Source organism: Pedobacter hartonius (assembly GCF_900107535.1).
Lineage (GTDB): Bacteria > Bacteroidota > Bacteroidia > Sphingobacteriales > Sphingobacteriaceae > Pedobacter > Pedobacter hartonius.
Map to the genome: position 1 here is coordinate 342,290 of NZ_FNRA01000002.1, position 17,149 is coordinate 359,438.

Here is a 17,149-nt window from a genome sequence, read left to right on the forward strand (position 1 = left end):
GACAGTATTGCTTTATTTGGAAAGACAAGTACAAATTGTCATCCTGCTGTAAGGATTAAATCAAAAGATAAACTATATATTTTAGGCAAAGCGTTTATCTTTGCCCATATGAATATCTTATTATTAGGTTCTGGCGGAAGAGAAAGTGCTTTCGCCTGGAAGATGAGCCAGTCTGAACAATGCTCAAAACTATTTATCGCACCCGGAAACGGTGGAACGGGAGCGTACGGTAAAAATGTAAATCTAAATCCAAATGATTTTGAGGCCATCAAAAAGTTTGTTTTGGCAGAAAACATTGAGCTTGTAGTGGTAGGACCCGAAGAACCTCTGGTAAATGGTATTCATGACTTTTTTGCTGCCGATGAGCAGCTTTTAAAAATTCCGGTGATCGGCCCTAAAAAAGAAGGTGCTATCCTGGAAGGCAGTAAAGATTTTTCAAAGGAATTTATGGCACGCCACGGCATCCCTACCCCGGCATCGAAATCCTTCACCAATGAAACACTGGCCCAGGGGCTGTCCTACCTGCAACACCATAACCTGCCGGTGGTATTAAAAGCCGACGGACTGGCAGCAGGCAAGGGCGTGGTGATCTGCGAAACCACCGCTGATGCACAGGATGAATTGAAACTGATGCTGGGCGGCAAATTCGGCAATGCCGGATCACTGGTGGTCATCGAAGAATACCTGACCGGCATTGAGCTGTCTGTATTTGTACTGACCGACGGAGACAATTATGTGATCCTGCCGGAAGCGAAAGATTACAAAAAGATAGGACAGGGAGACACCGGCTTAAATACAGGCGGTATGGGTTCTGTTTCGCCCGTGCCATTTGCCGATAAGAAATTCTTAAATGAAGTAGAGCAAACGATCATTATCCCTACGATTGAGGGACTGAAAAAAGACAATATAGATTATACCGGTTTTATCTTCTTTGGCCTGTTCAAAGTGGGTGATAAACCAATGATCATTGAATACAACTGCCGCATGGGAGACCCTGAAACGGAAAGTGTGCTGCCAAGGATTGAAAATGACCTGGTAGAACTGTTCATGGCTACTGCACAGAAACGCCTGAAGGATGTGACACTGAAGATCAGCCCGAAAAGTGCTGCTACTGTAATGATCGTTGCAGGCGGTTACCCGGGAGAGTATGAAAAAGGTAAAGCCATGACAGGGATTGACAACATGCGCAGGTCCCTCGCTTTCCATGCGGGAACCATGCTGGAAGGCGGTGTGATCAAAAGCAACGGCGGACGCGTACTGGCCGTGACAAGTTTACAGGACGATATGTTCGAAGCACTGCAATCAGCTACTGCTGATGCCGCGAGGGTATATTTTGACGGAAAGTATTTCAGGGAAGATATCGGGTTTGACCTGATGTAATATTAATTATCTGAATAGAAAAGGCCCTGAAATCTTTGTGATCAGGGCCTTTTGTTTTTCCGGCACTTTGTGAAACGCTTCAGTATAGCTTAATGGTCACTGATCAATAAGAAGCCTTACAGTTTACCCTAAAAAATGCCCGGGAAGGCAAAGAGATTACGGTAGATGTAATTAAAGAAATTAATGCAAGAACAGGAACATTCAGGAAAGGCAACGTTACATCATTTGATTCTGATGTGTTTGAACCTGTACAGAACTCACATAAAACTTATGCAGAACCCGCATCTTGGCTGGGGTTGGTGTGGGGTTGATCTGCGGTTACGCTGCGGTTGCCTGCTTATACCCACGACAACCCCAGACCAACCCCAGCAAGACCACACCGGAAATACAGGTTTTGTACGAGTTCTATACGTGTTCAGTATCAGTTTATACCCCGTTATTACCAGATTAGTGGATACTAATATATGAGTTCAGAAAACAGTCACCTGTTAAAACCATTATTTCAAAAAAAACAACACAATAAACCTAACCAGCTATATGATAAACAATAAAACACATACAACTATTATTTTTTTATAAATCAAAATCACCTGGGAAGTTCCGGATACAGCGAAAAGATCTTTCACTCACTGTAGCAATCCCTGAAGCATGTATTGGGAATAAATTCCATTTATGGATGTTCTTCGTTTCACCAGATTGGAAAAACGTTTCAAACAGCGACTATATAGGACGGGTACAACTTTTGACGGCAGAAAAATTATTTCTTTTTTTGACTGGTATTACCTGTTGATACGCCTCCTGTGCCATTTGTTCCGGTACCATTACCGCCGTTCGTACCTGTATCTCCATTGTTGTTGCCACCAGTTGTTCCGCTGGTAACAGCACTACTGCCGGCAGTACCGGAGCCCGTAGTTGCAGAATCGGTCATACCCTTTCCAGCTGTGGTAGTATCAGCCATTGAGGTGTCCACCGTTGTAGATGAGGTATCAGCTTGATCTCCACTATTTTTGTTTGAATTGCTGCATCCTGCGTAAACCACCCCGGTTAAAGCTAAGATTGTAAACAGTTTATATTTCATTTTTCTCTTCTTAATGATTATTTGGATCTTTTTAGCATAACCCTTAGAGCGGAGAAATAGTTTGTGACAATTCCATTTTCAGTGAACTTAAGTACTAATTACTCAGGCCACTTTATAAAACGGATATTCTTTTCATCTTATCAGTGTTTTTAAAAACGAAGAAATATGCTAAATTGAATATTATGATAATTATTGAAACGGATCGTCTGTATTTCAGGGAGATATTTGAGAATGAATTCGAAAGGTAAATCACTGCTATAGTTAGCACCTGATCTATCGGTCAAAAATAAGATCGAACTGCATGGTTCCAAGTTTATGCCAATATTGATAATATACGCTAAAGCGCTGTTGTCAATGATTTGGAAGGATGTCATTCATAAAAGCGTTCAATATCGAACGGCAGGCGTACGGTAGCGGATAGTTGTGTACAGGTTACAGCAACTTCTGATACGTACGCCACCACAGATCGGGCATCTCACCATTCACCGCTACCATATAATCTTCATACCGGCAGGGAACCAGGTGATAACGTTCATTTTTAGACATCCCTGTAGGATAAGGTACCTGCATCCACCAGCGGTCAGATTTCTTGCTTTTCACAAAAAGCATTTCCCCGGAACCGTCTTTCAGGCTGGCCCTGTAGATCAGATACTGCGATTTTGGATTTAAAGGAAAATCTTTTTTCCTGTTATAAAAACCATCGATAAAATACCAGACCATTTGTGCCAGCAGCATGGCTGTCTGGCTGCTGTCGTCAAATGCAGGGTTAAATTCGTAAAACCCAATAGACGTCAGCTTGTCGTTCAAACCCGCATAATGGGCAATCTTACAGGCCTGCTCGCCATAAAACCCGTTGGGGTTTGCATTGCCATTCGCCGAAGCATCAGAAGAGCGGATAGCGGAAAGGTCAAAACTTACCATATTGGCATTCCTCATCACAGGCTCTACAGAACTGATCTCAGTAGAAAACTCGCCTAAACGGTGCACATCAAAATACAGCTTGTTCATCACCTTCAGGCTGTCCTGATTTACAAAATAGGTTTGATAGCCTACATTGCTGAAATTGAACAGGTAATTGGGCTGATGTAAAAAGATCTTATTCAGGTAACTGTCAGAGCGCGTGGCAATACTGTTCTCATCATGACCATCATCCTCCAGGTCAAACTTATTGTCTACCACTACCAGGTCCACTTTCTGCTCCAGGCTTTCATAAGCCATATACTGTGCATAGGTAAGGTCCTGCCCCCCGCCAATGATCACCGGTATGATATTCAGTTTGATCAACTCTGTAACCACGGTTTTCAGTGCGATATAGGTATCAGGGATACTTTCCCCGGCCTTAATGTTTCCGAGGTCGATGATGCGGCTGCTGAAAGCGCCCTCATTTAAAAGATAGAACTGCTCCCTGAAATAATCAGGGCCCAGGGAACAGCCGTTATTATTTACCGCAGCGCGGTCATCCTTAACGCCAACAATGGCCATATCATATTCTTCATCTCCGAGTTCGGGAAATTTCTCTGTGTAAAAACTGGCCTTTAATCCCAGCTGACTGGTATAAAATCCCTGTTTAGGAGTGAATTTTTCGGGAATTAAAGGGGAGAAAAAATCGGATAATGACATAATTGATATAATGTATGCCGCCAAATATCTATTTTTGAGACCATATATTAATGAACATCCTAAAAAAAATGAAATGATTTTAGTTACCGGTGCTACAGGTTTTTTAGGGTCAGAGCTGATTGATCAGCTCACGCGGCAGGGAAAAAAACTACGGGCATTAAAACGGGAAACGTCGGTTATCCCTGTGCTACTAAAGGACAACTCATTGGTTGAATGGTTTGTAACAGAAATTAACGACCTCGCTTCGCTGGAAGATGCATTTGAAGGGATCACCCAGGTGTACCACTGTGCGGCACTGGTTTCCTTTAATCCAAAAGACAAGGCAGAACTGCTGAAGATCAATATTGAAGGCACCAGCAACATTGCCAATCTCTGTACAACTTATGGTGCAAGGCTGCTCCATGTCAGCTCTGTGGGCGCCCTTGGCGAACCCAAAAAGGGTATGCAGATCACTGAAGATGATTACTGGGAATACGATTCGAAAGTACATTTCTATGCCATCTCCAAATATGAGAGTGAAATGGAAGTCTGGCGAAGTATAGCAGAAGGGCTGGACGCGGTGATCATTAATCCTACGATCATGATCGGTGCCAATGCCGGTAATAAAGGCACTGGTGCGATCTTTCAGCTGATACGCGAAGGACTCAAATATTACACTGCCGGGGCGACGGGCATTGTGGATGTAAGTGACGTGGCAAAAAGCATGATCGCATTGATGGAAAGTGATGTCACTGCCGAAAGATTTACCATCTCGGCGGAGAATTATTATTATAAGCAGTTTTTTTCGGAGATTGCCGCGGGTTTTGGTGTGAAAGCCCCGGCTAAAGAAGCGGCTCCATGGATGCTCGGCATCGCCTGGCGTGCAGCAAGAGTCCTTTCATTGTTTACAGGGAAAGCACCTGCGCTCAGCTCCGATCTGGCACGCAGCAGTATGAATATCAGCCTGTATAGCAACGATAAAATTAAAAAAATAACGGGTATTACCTTTAAGCCCCTGCATGAAAGTATCAAGGAAGTATGTGCAGGTTTAATAAAAAACTAAGATGAAGCAGAAGAACATTTATATCATTGATTTCGACAGTACCTTTACGCAAGTGGAAGCATTAGATGAGCTTGCCAGAATTTCCCTTAAAAAACATCCGGATAAGGAGGCCATCTTCAAAAAAATAGAAGACCTGACAAACCTGGCAATGGAAGGAAAACTGTCGTTCAGTGAAAGTCTGGCCCAGAGGGTAAAACTGCTGGACGCTTCTGAAGATCATTTGAAACAGCTGATCACACGCCTGAAAAAGAAAGTATCAATGTCTTTCTCCCGCAATGCTGCATTCTTTAAAAAACATGCCGATCAGGTACTGATCGTTTCCGGCGGATTTAAAGAGTTTATCACACCAGTGGTGAGCCAGTACCATATCAAAAAAGAAAATATCTATGCCAATACTTTTGTGACTACGGGAGATGGCAAGATTATCGACTACGACCATGCCAATCCGCTGAGTGAAGAAGGCGGCAAAGTAAAACTGATGCAGCAGCTGAACCTCGAAGGCGACCTTTACGGCATCGGCGACGGCTACTCCGATTTTCAGCTTCGCGAAAGCGGAATGATCAAGAAGTTCTTTGCCTTTACAGAGAACATCTCAAGGGAAAGTATTGTCAGCAGGGCCGACCATGTGACACCAAGTTTTGATGAGTTCCTGTATGTGAACAACCTGCCAAGGGCAATATCTTACCCCAAGAACAGGATCTTATGCCTGATTATTGGAGAAGTGCCTGCGGAAAGCATTGCCCTACTGAAAAAAGACGGTTTTTCTATCCGTCACTTATCTACTTTCGAGGATAAATATGTGAAGGACGTACATATGGTCCTCATGGGCGAAGGTGAAAAAATGGATCCTGCAAAACTACAGCTTGCCGTAAAATTAAAAACTGTTGGTTACCTGGGCAGCGCAAAGAGTAACCTGGATGTGCAGACCTGCACGGACATGGGTATCGTGATCTTTGAAGATTCCAAACACAACCCGAGGAACGCCAACTTCATCCCGAAAAGGATGATGGACTTTATGAATACGGGTACCACCTACCTGAGCAGCAATTTCCCTAACCTTCAGCTGCCAAGATTTAACCAGAGCCACCGCCTGATCCATGTTCACCATAACGTACCGGGTATCATGGCGCAGATCAATACCGTTTTCGCCAAACACAGTATCAACATTGTGGGCCAGTTCCTGATGACCAATGCTACGATCGGATACGTGATCACCGACATTAATGCAGAATACGATAAAGATGTTTTTAAAGCCCTGAAAAAAATTGACCAAACTATAAAATTCAGAGTACTCTATTAAGTACTCCCGTATGAACAATGGAACTTACACCTGAAATAAAAGACAAACTGGATAAACTCCAGGAAAAGTATGCAGCGATGGGGCAGGATATGTCCGCCTATCTGGACGGACTGTTATATGCCGACTTTCTAACCTATTGGGATTATATCCACCTGGATACGTTATTAAGTCTCCAAAGTCCTAAAACACCTTTTCCGGATGAAGAGATCTTCATCATGTACCACCAGATCACTGAGCTTTATTTTAAGCTCAGCCTGCATGAATGTAAGCAGATTGCCGGACATCCGGCACTGACAGCACAGTTTTTTACCGACCGTGTAAAAAGGATCAATGCCTATTTTAATGCCCTTGTAAGTTCTTTTGAAGTGATGGTGAACGGAATGGAAAAAGAACAGTTCCTGAAATTCCGAATGTCACTTTTACCGGCCAGTGGCTTTCAGTCGGGCCAGTACAGGATGATCGAGATCTGCGCAACTGATTTCTCCCGGCTGGTTGACAAAAGCCGCCGTGAAGAACTTGCCGGTGCAACTCTCGAAGAACAGTTTGAACATATCTACTGGAAGTTTGGCGCAACGGAACTCTCCAGCGGGAAACAGACGCTCACGCTAAAACAGTTCATTGCCAAATATGCAGACCAGTTCCTGCAGCTGATCAGAGAACGCGAGCATACCAATTTCTCCGCCCTGTACCACAGGCTGCTCAGCGAAGGGCAGGATCTTAGTGTGCTGGCAGAGGAGCTCAGAAAGCTGGATCTTTTTGTGAACGTGGAATGGCCGCTCTCGCATTACAAATCGGCAGTTAGATACCTGGAACGGGATCCTGTGGACATCGCAGCAACAGGCGGGACGAACTGGCAGAAGTACCTTCCCCCGCGTTTTCAGAAGAGAATATTTTATCCTTTCCTGTGGACAGAAACACAGTTAGAGGAATGGGGTAAGTCGTGGGTGCTTAGTGTACTAAAAACACTCCACACTTAAAAAATAAACTGGTTCATCAAATATTTTTTTCTTAATTTTGAATCGAACTAATTTCGAAATTGTGATAGAGACTTTGACAATAAAAACAACCAGAACTGACCATTCCAGACTGGCTGAATTAGATAAAACAAATCTGCCTTTTGGAAAGTATTTTACTGACCATATGTTCGTTGCCGATTACGAAGATGGCGAATGGAAGAACTTTGCAATCGTTCCTTACGGTCCTATTCCAATGAGTCCGGCAAGTTCTGTCATTCATTACGGACAGACCATTTTTGAAGGATTAAAGGCATACAGACAAGCTGATGGCAGTGTAAGCGTATTCAGAGCCGGTAAAAACCTTGAGCGCATGAATAAATCTGCTGTCCGTATGGCTATGCCTACCCTTCCTGAAGAAATTTTCATGCAGGGCCTCGCAGCGCTGATCGATATCGACAGGGCATGGGTTCCGGACATAGAAAATTACTCTTTATATATCAGGCCTACGATGTTCGCCACTGACGCGTTCCTCGGTGTAAGGCCGTCATTAACGTATAAATTTATGATCCTGATGAGCCCGAGCGCTCCATATTACAGCAAACCGCTGAAAGTGAAAATCGAGACGAAATATACCCGTTCGGTAGATGGTGGTGTTGGAGCTGCAAAAACCGCAGGCAATTACGCCATGGCAATGCTGCCTACAGTTAAAGCACATGAAGAGGGTTTTGACCAGCTGATCTGGACGGATGCGAAAGAACACAAGTATGTGGAAGAATCCGGTGCGGCCAACCTGATGTTCGTTGTGGATGGCAAAATATTAACTCCTGAAGTCCGTGAAACAATCCTGGACGGCGTAACCCGCGACACCGTGATCCAGCTTGCAAAAAGTACGGGATACGAAGTGGAGGAAAGAAGGGTATCGATCCACGAAGTGCTGGAATATGCCGAAAGCGGAAGGCTGACTGAAGCTTTTGCAGTAGGTACGGCGGCTACGATAACTCAAATCTATGAGATGAACTACGAAGGTAAGGCTTATCCCCTGACTGATCTCTCTACACGTACTGTATCTAACGGTATATTAGCAAAATTAAACCAGATCCGCTACGGCCTGACCGCTGATGAATTTGGCTGGAACTGGATCCTTTAAAAAAACTAAAATATTCTGATCATAGAAGGCGCCTGTAACGGGCGCCTTTAATTTTTTACATTCATGAAGCATTTTTTACTATTCACTCTCGGTACCGGTTTACTGTTCAGTTCTATCGCCGAAGCACAGCGGCACCGGTTAAATTTCCAGCAAACCCAGGGTACGGTACCTTCGCTCAGTAAAACACTGCCCGTAATTTCGGGTTGGAGCGATGACAGTCACTATATTGAAACGGATACCAAAACACGCCAGCTGTACACCGTAGACATCCGGTCCGGCGAACGGAAGGCATACACACCACCATCGAAAAGTAACGCGGAGGTGATGGTGAAGGACAGCGACAAAAACCCTACGCTCTCTCCTGACGGGAAATATGTGGCGTTTACACGCAATGGCGATCTCTATTCGATAGCTATAGCCAATGGCAAAGAGATCAGGTACACAACGGATGCCACCGACGTAATCTATAACGGCTATTCCTCCTGGGTATATTTTGAAGAGATCCTGGGCCGCCCTACCAAATACAAGGCATTCTGGTGGGCACCTGACAGTAAACACCTCGCCTTTATGCGTTTTGATGACACCAAGGTTCCGATGTTCCCGATCAACGGATCTGCAGGGCAGCACGGATATACCGAAAAAACGCATTATCCGCAGGCAGGGGATCCAAATCCTGAAGTGAAAATAGGTTTTGTTCCTGCAGCCGGAGGCGCGATCGTATGGGCAGACTTTAATGAAAAGGACGATCAGTATTTCGGCACCCCCTACTGGAGCTATGATGGCAGCAGCATGATGGTGCAATGGATGAACCGCGGACAGGACAACCTGAAATTCTATACCGTTAAACCTGAGACCGGCGCCAAAAAGGAAATCTATGATGAAAAACAGCCTTCATGGGTAGATCTTGATTATGACGGCCGCATCACCTACCTGGAAGACAAAAAACATTATATCCTGAAAAGCGATAAGACCGGCTGGGCACACTATTACCTGTATACGCTTGACGGTAAACTGATCAACCCGCTCACCAGCGGCAAGTGGCAGGTAACAAAACTGCTGAACGTTGACGAAAAGAACAAAGTGGTCTATTTCATGGCCCGTAAGGAAGCTTCTACCCGGACAGACCTTTACCGCGTAAACTATAATGGCAAAGACCTTAAACGACTTACCTTCGGAGAATACACCCACCAGGTACAGGTTTCCCCTTCCGGAAAATATTTTATCACAACCTATTCCAATGTAAGCACACCAACCAGGCAGACACTGCTGGACAATAACGGCAAGATCATTAAAGAGATCGCCGACAGTAAATCGGCAGATTTTGCAGGTTTTGCTATTGGTAAAACTGAGATGATCACTATTCCAACCGATGACGGCTACAACCTGCCTGCAGTGATCACCTATCCGGTAGATTTTGACCAGACAAAAACCTATCCGGTGGTCTTCAGTATGTATGGCGGGCCTGATGCAGGAACAGTAACCAATACCTGGAAAGGTACAGCTATTCAGTGGTGGGCAAATGAAGGGATTATCCAGATTGCCGTAGACCACCGCGCTTCAGGCCAGTTTGGCAAGGAAGGCGTTGCCCTGATGCACAGGAACCTGGGCAAATGGGAGATGAAGGATTATATTACCGCAGCAAAATGGCTGAAAGAGAAGCCATGGGTGAACAAGAAGAAATTGCTGATCACAGGACATAGTTATGGCGGGTATATGACTACGATGGCACTAACTTATGGAGCTGATTATTTTGACTATGGATACGCAGGTGCACCCGTAACGAGCTGGGAGCTATATGATTCTGCTTATACAGAAAGATTTATGGATACGCCGAAGGAGAATCCTGAAGGCTATAAAAATGCTTCGGTGCTCACGTATGTAGATCAGTATAAAGGATTGCTGCGGATTATGCATGCAGATATGGACGATAATGTGCATATGCAGAATACGATTCAGCTGATCAATAAAATGGAAGATGCGAACAAACATTTTGAGCTGATGGTTTATCCCGGTGGCAGACATGGCTGGTCTTCAACGGTTAAAGGGAAGCATGATTTTACAGAACGTGTAAGGTTCTACTATCAGAATTTACTGGAGAAACCTGTGCCGGAAGAGTTGCTGAAGTAGAGGCTATTTCCTTCCCCTTGCTTCGTTCCTGCGCTGCCGGTTCTCCCTGCGCTCCTCCCTGTCGGCCTTCATTTTTTCAAATTGGGCTATTTTGGCAGCAATTTGCGCTTCTTTCTGCGGCGTCAGGCCTACAGTGTATTTGATGCCCTGGAAAAGTGACTGCCAGATAAAGCTAAAAAAGGAGGTAGTAGGATCTCTATGGAAATCAATGGGTGCAGTAATAAACTGGCCCGCTATATTCGGATTAGCGGGGTTGATCACCAGGGCATTTGCCAGCATGGAGATCAGCCCCTGTTTTACCAGGCGGTTCTTTCCCTGTACTTTCTTCAGCAGGCCAATGGAAAGATCATTGTAGGCAAAAGCCAGTTTTCCTTTTGCCTGGGTTTCATCGGCAGTAACGTTAAAGGTCAGTTTCTTAACCTCCCCGCTTTTCACCTGTACCAGGCCCAACGGTTTAGTGATCTTGTTCAAGACCGGCCCCTCCATATCCGTTAGTTGCCCATCATACGAAAATGCACCGTTCTTAGCATTGAGGTCGAACCTGAAATTTACATGCAGCTTTCCCTTCCCCATCATATAGCTATCAAGACGGGCAAGCATAATGGGGTTCCTTTGCTTTACTTTCTCTTCATTCGTCACATTTGAGATGGTGCCGGAAGTGTTTTCAAAGGTGATCCTTCCCTTCTGCCTCGTATAACGGTCAAACAGGGCATAACTAAAATCTATATTGGTCAGGTTCAGCTTTTTTACCGACAGCTGCCCTTTTACTGTTTGCAGGAGCTGGTGCGGGAACTTGCCCATCCGGACAACACCTCTGGAAGGAAGCTCATTGTTGTTAAATACCGATACAGAACCGTTCGCAATGTTCATTTCCGTGGCAGATAACTGCAGTTTCTTTACGTAGAGGGGAAGGTCGATTCCTGTTAAGCTGATGTCGCTCATCCGGATATGGAAGCGGTCTTTTGCATAACCTGCAACACGCCCGAAGTCCATTTCCGAATACCTGGGCGTCAGGCTAAACCTGTTGATATGAAGCAAGCCGGTAGAGGCTTTGAAGGACAAAGCGTTTATATTCATATGATACAGGCTGTCCGGAGTAGCAAACTGGTAGTCGTTCAGATTGATCAGGACGTCCTTCAAGAGGTAAAACCGTGAGGGGTCTGTAGCAGAATGGGCGTCTATCAGCCAGTCTTTGAAGGTAATATCCAGGTTATTCAAAGAATCAGACTCCGGTAAGGGCAGGTTTTTGTTCACATATTTAAAGCTCACATCCTTCAGGTCAATGCTTTTGACACTTACCTGTTTCAGAAACCTGGAGATATAGGTGTAGGGCGAGCGGTACGGCCTTGCCGGCCTGTTCTCATTAAAGTCAAACTGTTTGTTGATCATCACCACACTGGGATGCTCAAATAACAACTGGTCTACATTCAATTTTTTATCCCTAAATAACCGGAAAGGGTGAAAATTCCAGATGGTCAGTTTTTTAAGCCTGACTTCATAAATATTATTGGGCGCATGTTTAAGCCTGACCAGCTTATTGAAAATATTGGTGTCCGGCAGGATACGCACATCCAGTATAGAGGCATTGCCTAAAAGATAGTTGGTATTTACATCGCTGAATTCAACGTGGTACAGGCTGTCTGTAGCGTGCAGCACCAAGTCTTTTAGTTCTTTGGTAACAATAGGCCTGCGTTTCGAGCTGAGGTACCAGGATGCGGCATCGGCAGCCATAAACAGCACAAATACGATTCCGGCGGCCCATTTAATAACAGTAAACGTCTTACGGGATGTTCTAATCATGCAGCAACAGGGATATTATTTTCCAATATACGTTTTTTTATCAAACGACCGGCCGACTTAATTATGTTCCTTTTCAGCTTTTCTTTCTGCTCTTCTCTGCTGTCTTTTCTCTTTCCTGCTTTCCCTTTTTTCTTTACGTTCCTCTAGTTTTTCAACCACTACCTTACGCCCCTCCTCAGGAGTTTTCATTGGGATAATGCCTAATCCTACAGTTTCACGCAGACCAATGAATACACTTTTCCATAACAGGTTGAAGAACGAGGCACCGGGAGGACGCTCAAAAACGATATCTGCCGTACGGACAGGTTTTCCTTTAGCCGGGTTTTCGTCTTTGACGACCAGCGTATTTGCCAAAAAGGAAAGCAGACCTTTCTTTTTAGCGGGCTGCCCGTCTTCACCCTCTTTCAGCAGCTCTATCTTCAGGTTGTTGTAATACATATGCATGGTTCCCCTGGAGCCCTTAGCATTCGCCCTGACATCGAAATCTATTTTCTGAATCTGCCCGCTCTTTACTTTTACCAGCCCGAGGCTTTTAGCAAGGGGGTTAAGTTTCACCATATCCATTTTCCCGATATTCCCCTTAAAGGTAAAAGCAGCATTTTCGGCCAGCAGATCAAAATTGATCCTGATATTCAGTTGGGCGGCCCTGATCATATAGGCATTCAGCTCAGCTACGGCATACCTGTTCCTTGACAGCGACGCAGAATCGTTCGTTACATTAAAGATATTTCCGTTCAGCCTGTCAATATGAACTGTCCCCTTTTCCTGGGAAATAGGGTTATATTCGGTATAAGCAACATTTACGCCCCGCAGTTTCAGCGTGTCTATTGTGGTTTCTATAGGTAATCTCCTCAGTGCCATATGCGGAAAGTTCCGGGTTTTGTCACCATGGCCGGGAGGCATTTCCCTGTTCATAAACACTTTGGCATCCCCGTTTTTAATACGAAGCGATCTGGCATGCAGGACACCCCTGATATTCAGCCTGTAGAAATTTACCCCATTGAAATCAATCCGGTCAAATGCCAGGTTATACCGGTCTTTCTGCGTCTTCAGCATTTTGCTGAACTGTATTTCCGGGTACATCGGGATCATCTTTAATCCCCTGATGTGGATGTTCTTACCTGCAGCAGAACCTGTGATGGTATCTACTTTCATGGTGTACATCTTATTCTTTGATAAAGAATGATACCCCGCCATTTCAAAGGAGATATCTTTTGTATAATAGAACCTGCCGGTATCAGTCCTGGAATGTGCATCAATCAGGATATCCTTTACGTGTACGTTCAGGTTTTTCACCGAATTCAACACGCTCCCTGTGGCCCCGCTGACATAGTCGAAGTCAGCATCCTCAATTTTAACCCCTTTGATATGTACAGATTTTAATGTTCTGGAGATCCTTTCATACAGACTGCGCCTTTCTTTTACGGGAGTTGGCTTTTTATAGACTTTGTGATAGATCATATTGATCGAGGGATGCTCCAGGATAATGTCATTCATTTCTATCTTTCTCTTGAAATAGATCGTCAGGATGCTGATCCTTCGCAACTCCAGTTTTTCCAGTTTTACCTGGAACAAATGGGTAGGCGCCGTGCCCAGTTTTTTAAGCGCATTAAAAACAGCCGTGTCAGGCGCAAGTAAAATACTGTCAACCGTTACGCTGCCGGTAACAATGTTCAGGTGGACGTCTTTAAAATTGATATGATAAAGGTGACTGGAACCGTTGTAGACCACGTCTTTTATCTTTTGTGTTAACACCGGCTTCCAGCGGATGCTAAAATAAATTGAAATACTGGCAATGACAGCGATCAGGACGATAATTATTCCACCAATCCATTTCCATACTTTTCTTGTTCCCGGTCTCTTGTTTACCATAGGTGAGTTATATTCTACTATATACAAGTGCAGTGCTCACAATGTTTTTGTACGGTAATAAATTCTGCCAATTTGTCATTTACAAATTATATTTTGTATTTTTGTGCCCCAGTAATAGGATTACAGTTTATGATTGATTTACAACTAGCAGACAAGACACACGATGAAGAGCGCCAGGGTGAAGCCCTGATCCTTGAAGCACCAAAAGTGCTCAACGCGAGAAAGCTGTATATTGAGAGTTATGGTTGTCAGATGAACTTCGCTGATAGCGAAATTGTTGCTTCAATCCTTCTTGATCAGGGTTTTGAGACCACTGGTGATTATCATGAGGCTGATGCAATTTTTATAAATACCTGTTCTATACGGGAGAATGCAGAACAGCGCGTCCGCAACCGCTTATCGCAGTTCGGGATAGAGAAACGCAGGAACCCAAAATTGATTGTGGGGGTTTTAGGCTGTATGGCCGAACGTTTGAAGTCCAAATTTTTAGAGGAAGAGAAACTTGTTGATATGGTTGTAGGCCCGGATGCCTACCGTGATCTGCCACAACTGATCGAACAGGTTGGGGAAGGCCAGAAGGCAATCAACGTATTGCTTTCGAGAGAAGAAACCTATGCTGATATCAGCCCTGTCCGCTTAAACGGAAATGGCATCACCGCATTTATATCCATTATGCGCGGATGTGATAACATGTGTTCCTTCTGCGTGGTTCCTTTTACAAGGGGCCGGGAGCGCAGCCGCGATCCGCATTCTATCCTTGCCGAAGCACAGGATCTTTTTGACCGCGGATATAAAGAGGTGACCTTACTGGGACAGAACGTAGATTCATACAAATGGAAAGGTGCAGCCGAGGCGGAAGACTCAGCAGAGATCATGGTAAACTTTGCCCAGTTGCTGGAAAAAGTAGCATTGATCAGTCCTGACCTGCGGATCCGTTTTTCTACATCACACCCAAAGGATATTACTGACGAGGTTTTATATACAATCAAAAAATACGATAACATCTGCAACAATATCCATCTCCCGGTACAATCCGGCAGCAGCAGGGTATTGGACCTGATGAACCGCACATACACCCGTGAATGGTATATTAACCGCATTAATGCCATCAGAAATATCATTCCTGACTGTGCAATATCTACGGATGTCATTGCCGGGTTCTGTTCAGAAACAGAGGAGGAACACCAGGAAACACTGAGCATGATGGATTATGTGGGTTATGATTTCGCTTTCTGTTTCAGTTATTCTGAAAGACCGGGTACCCTTGCCGCAAGAAAACTGGAGGATGATATTCCTGAGGAGGTGAAAAAACGCCGTCTGCAGGAAATTCTGCTGAAACAGCAGGTTTCGTCACTGCAAAGGTTACAGGCTTCGGTAGGTAAAAAGGTAAGAATCCTTGTAGAAGGGTTCTCTAAAAAGTCTGATCAGGACTTATGCGGAAGAAACGACCAGAATGCGATGATCGTATTTCCGGCAGCAGAAAATATTGCTCCGGGTCAATATGTAAATGTCATCATTGAGCGTTGTACTTCAGCGACACTATTAGGCAGAATTGCCGATTAAAAGAAGAATATTAAACAAATTCAATTTATTTTGGACGTACAGGATATTAAAAATCGATTTGGGATCATTGGTGGGTCACCACTTTTAAACCGGGCTATTGACATTGCCAGGCAGGTAGCGCCAACGGACATGTCTGTTTTAATCACCGGCGAAAGTGGCAGCGGAAAGGAAGTCTTTTCGCATATCATCCACCAGATGAGCACCCGCAAACACGGCGCCTTTATTGCCGTGAACTGTGGTGCCATACCGGAAGGAACTATAGACTCCGAATTATTCGGTCACGAGAAAGGTTCATTTACCGGTGCCCATGAAGCGCGTAAAGGTTATTTTGAAGTTGCCAACGGTGGAACGATCTTCCTTGATGAGGTAGCAGAATTACCGCTGGGCACACAGGCACGTTTATTACGTATTTTAGAAAGCGGCGAGTATTTACGTGTAGGATCGTCTAAGGTACAGAAAACAGACGTCCGTATTGTTGCTGCAACAAATGTGGATGTATATAACAGGGTTAAATCGGGTAAATTCCGTGAAGACTTATATTACCGCTTAAACACGGTGCCCCTGCGCATCCCGGCTTTGCATGAAAGGAAAGAAGATATCTACCTTCTTTTCAGAAAGTTCTCAGCCGACTTTAGTGATAAATACCGCAGTCCCGGCATTCAGCTGGAACCAGACGCCATACAAATGCTGAGCAATTACAGCTGGCCCGGAAACGTAAGACAACTGAAAAATATTGCCGAGCAGGTGTGCGTGCTGGAAAAGGAGCGTAACGTTACCGCCACTGCCCTGCTGAATTATATTCCCAATGAAGGCGGCAGCAACCTGCCGATGGCAATCAACGGAAATAACAAAGAGGACTTCTCCGAACGTGATATTCTTTATAAGGTGCTTTTTGATATGAAAAAGGACATGATGGACCTGAAGAAACTTGTTGCAGAGATCATCCAGAACGGCGGAAACACCTCACACATTGTGGCAGACAACCCGCATTATATCAACCAGCTTTACCAGGAGATAGACCAAACGGTGAACCATGATTCCACGCTGACGATCAAAAAGCCCTCTCAGAATAACCCCGTGGATTATAACTACACGCACGAGGCAGAGGAAGTAGAAGAATCCCTTTCACTGATTGATAAGGAGTCTGACCTGATCAAGAAAGCACTGAAGAAACATAAGGGTAAACGTAAATTCGCAGCCCAGGAACTCGGGATCTCAGAGCGTACCCTATACAGAAAAATTAAGGAACTGAATTTAAATTAGG

Annotated in this window: 12 protein-coding genes; 8 read left to right on the forward strand and 4 right to left on the reverse strand. The window is 44.6% G+C overall.

All coding sequences use genetic code 11. The annotated features are described in order from the left end of the window. Positions 1 to 108: 108 nt before the first annotated feature. On the forward strand, positions 109 to 1,380 hold the full coding sequence (gene purD, locus BLW16_RS05015; RefSeq protein WP_090555471.1) for a phosphoribosylamine--glycine ligase: 1,272 nt from the start codon (positions 109 to 111) through the stop codon (positions 1,378 to 1,380). 757 nt (positions 1,381 to 2,137) lie between these two features. On the opposite strand, the gene BLW16_RS05020 is transcribed toward purD, so the two are convergent. Together BLW16_RS05020 and BLW16_RS05025 are read right to left on the reverse strand one after the other, a co-directional pair. Continuing rightward, on the reverse strand, positions 2,138 to 2,458 hold the full coding sequence (locus tag BLW16_RS05020; RefSeq protein ID WP_090555472.1) for a hypothetical protein: 321 nt from the start codon (positions 2,456 to 2,458) through the stop codon (positions 2,138 to 2,140). A gap of 432 nt (positions 2,459 to 2,890) precedes the next feature. After that, positions 2,891 to 4,078 carry a formimidoylglutamase gene (locus tag BLW16_RS05025; RefSeq protein ID WP_090555473.1) on the reverse strand — a complete coding sequence of 396 codons (1,188 nt, stop codon included), beginning with the start codon at positions 4,076 to 4,078 and terminating at the stop codon, positions 2,891 to 2,893. A 73-nt stretch (positions 4,079 to 4,151) separates the two neighbouring features. Between BLW16_RS05025 and BLW16_RS05030 the strand changes: the two genes are divergently transcribed. The 5 genes from BLW16_RS05030 to BLW16_RS05050 all read left to right on the forward strand — a co-directional run bounded on the left by BLW16_RS05030 (position 4,152) and on the right by BLW16_RS05050 (position 10,650). Beyond that, complete coding sequence (locus tag BLW16_RS05030; protein WP_090555670.1) at positions 4,152 to 5,120, forward strand: NAD-dependent epimerase/dehydratase family protein; 969 nt, start codon at positions 4,152 to 4,154, stop codon at positions 5,118 to 5,120. A 1-nt stretch (position 5,121) separates the two neighbouring features. After that, on the forward strand, positions 5,122 to 6,420 hold the full coding sequence (locus BLW16_RS05035; protein WP_090555474.1) for an HAD-IB family phosphatase: 1,299 nt from the start codon (positions 5,122 to 5,124) through the stop codon (positions 6,418 to 6,420). Positions 6,421 to 6,437: 17 nt separating this feature from the next. After that, complete coding sequence (locus BLW16_RS05040) at positions 6,438 to 7,397, forward strand: tryptophan 2,3-dioxygenase family protein (RefSeq protein WP_090555475.1); 960 nt, start codon at positions 6,438 to 6,440, stop codon at positions 7,395 to 7,397. 61 nt (positions 7,398 to 7,458) lie between these two features. Next, positions 7,459 to 8,523 (forward strand): branched-chain amino acid aminotransferase, encoded by a 1,065-nt coding sequence (locus BLW16_RS05045; protein WP_090555476.1) that lies wholly within the window; start codon positions 7,459 to 7,461, stop codon positions 8,521 to 8,523. 63 nt (positions 8,524 to 8,586) lie between these two features. Beyond that, complete coding sequence (locus tag BLW16_RS05050; RefSeq protein ID WP_090555477.1) at positions 8,587 to 10,650, forward strand: S9 family peptidase; 2,064 nt, start codon at positions 8,587 to 8,589, stop codon at positions 10,648 to 10,650. A gap of 3 nt (positions 10,651 to 10,653) precedes the next feature. On the opposite strand, the gene BLW16_RS05055 is transcribed toward BLW16_RS05050, so the two are convergent. Continuing rightward, positions 10,654 to 12,450: a hypothetical protein gene (locus tag BLW16_RS05055; RefSeq protein ID WP_090555478.1), complete on the reverse strand. Its 1,797-nt coding sequence runs from the start codon at positions 12,448 to 12,450 to the stop codon at positions 10,654 to 10,656. A 57-nt stretch (positions 12,451 to 12,507) separates the two neighbouring features. After that, on the reverse strand, positions 12,508 to 14,322 hold the full coding sequence (locus BLW16_RS05060) for an AsmA family protein (RefSeq protein ID WP_090555479.1): 1,815 nt from the start codon (positions 14,320 to 14,322) through the stop codon (positions 12,508 to 12,510). Positions 14,323 to 14,451: 129 nt separating this feature from the next. Between BLW16_RS05060 and miaB the strand changes: the two genes are divergently transcribed. Next, the gene (gene miaB, locus BLW16_RS05065) at positions 14,452 to 15,885 is read left to right on the forward strand and encodes a tRNA (N6-isopentenyl adenosine(37)-C2)-methylthiotransferase MiaB (protein WP_090555480.1); all 1,434 of its coding nucleotides are present in this window, start codon (positions 14,452 to 14,454) and stop codon (positions 15,883 to 15,885) included. Between the two features lie 30 nt (positions 15,886 to 15,915). Continuing rightward, a complete protein-coding gene (locus BLW16_RS05070) occupies positions 15,916 to 17,148 on the forward strand; it encodes a sigma-54 interaction domain-containing protein (RefSeq protein WP_090555481.1) in 1,233 nt (410 codons plus the stop codon). Position 17,149 lies beyond the last annotated feature (1 nt).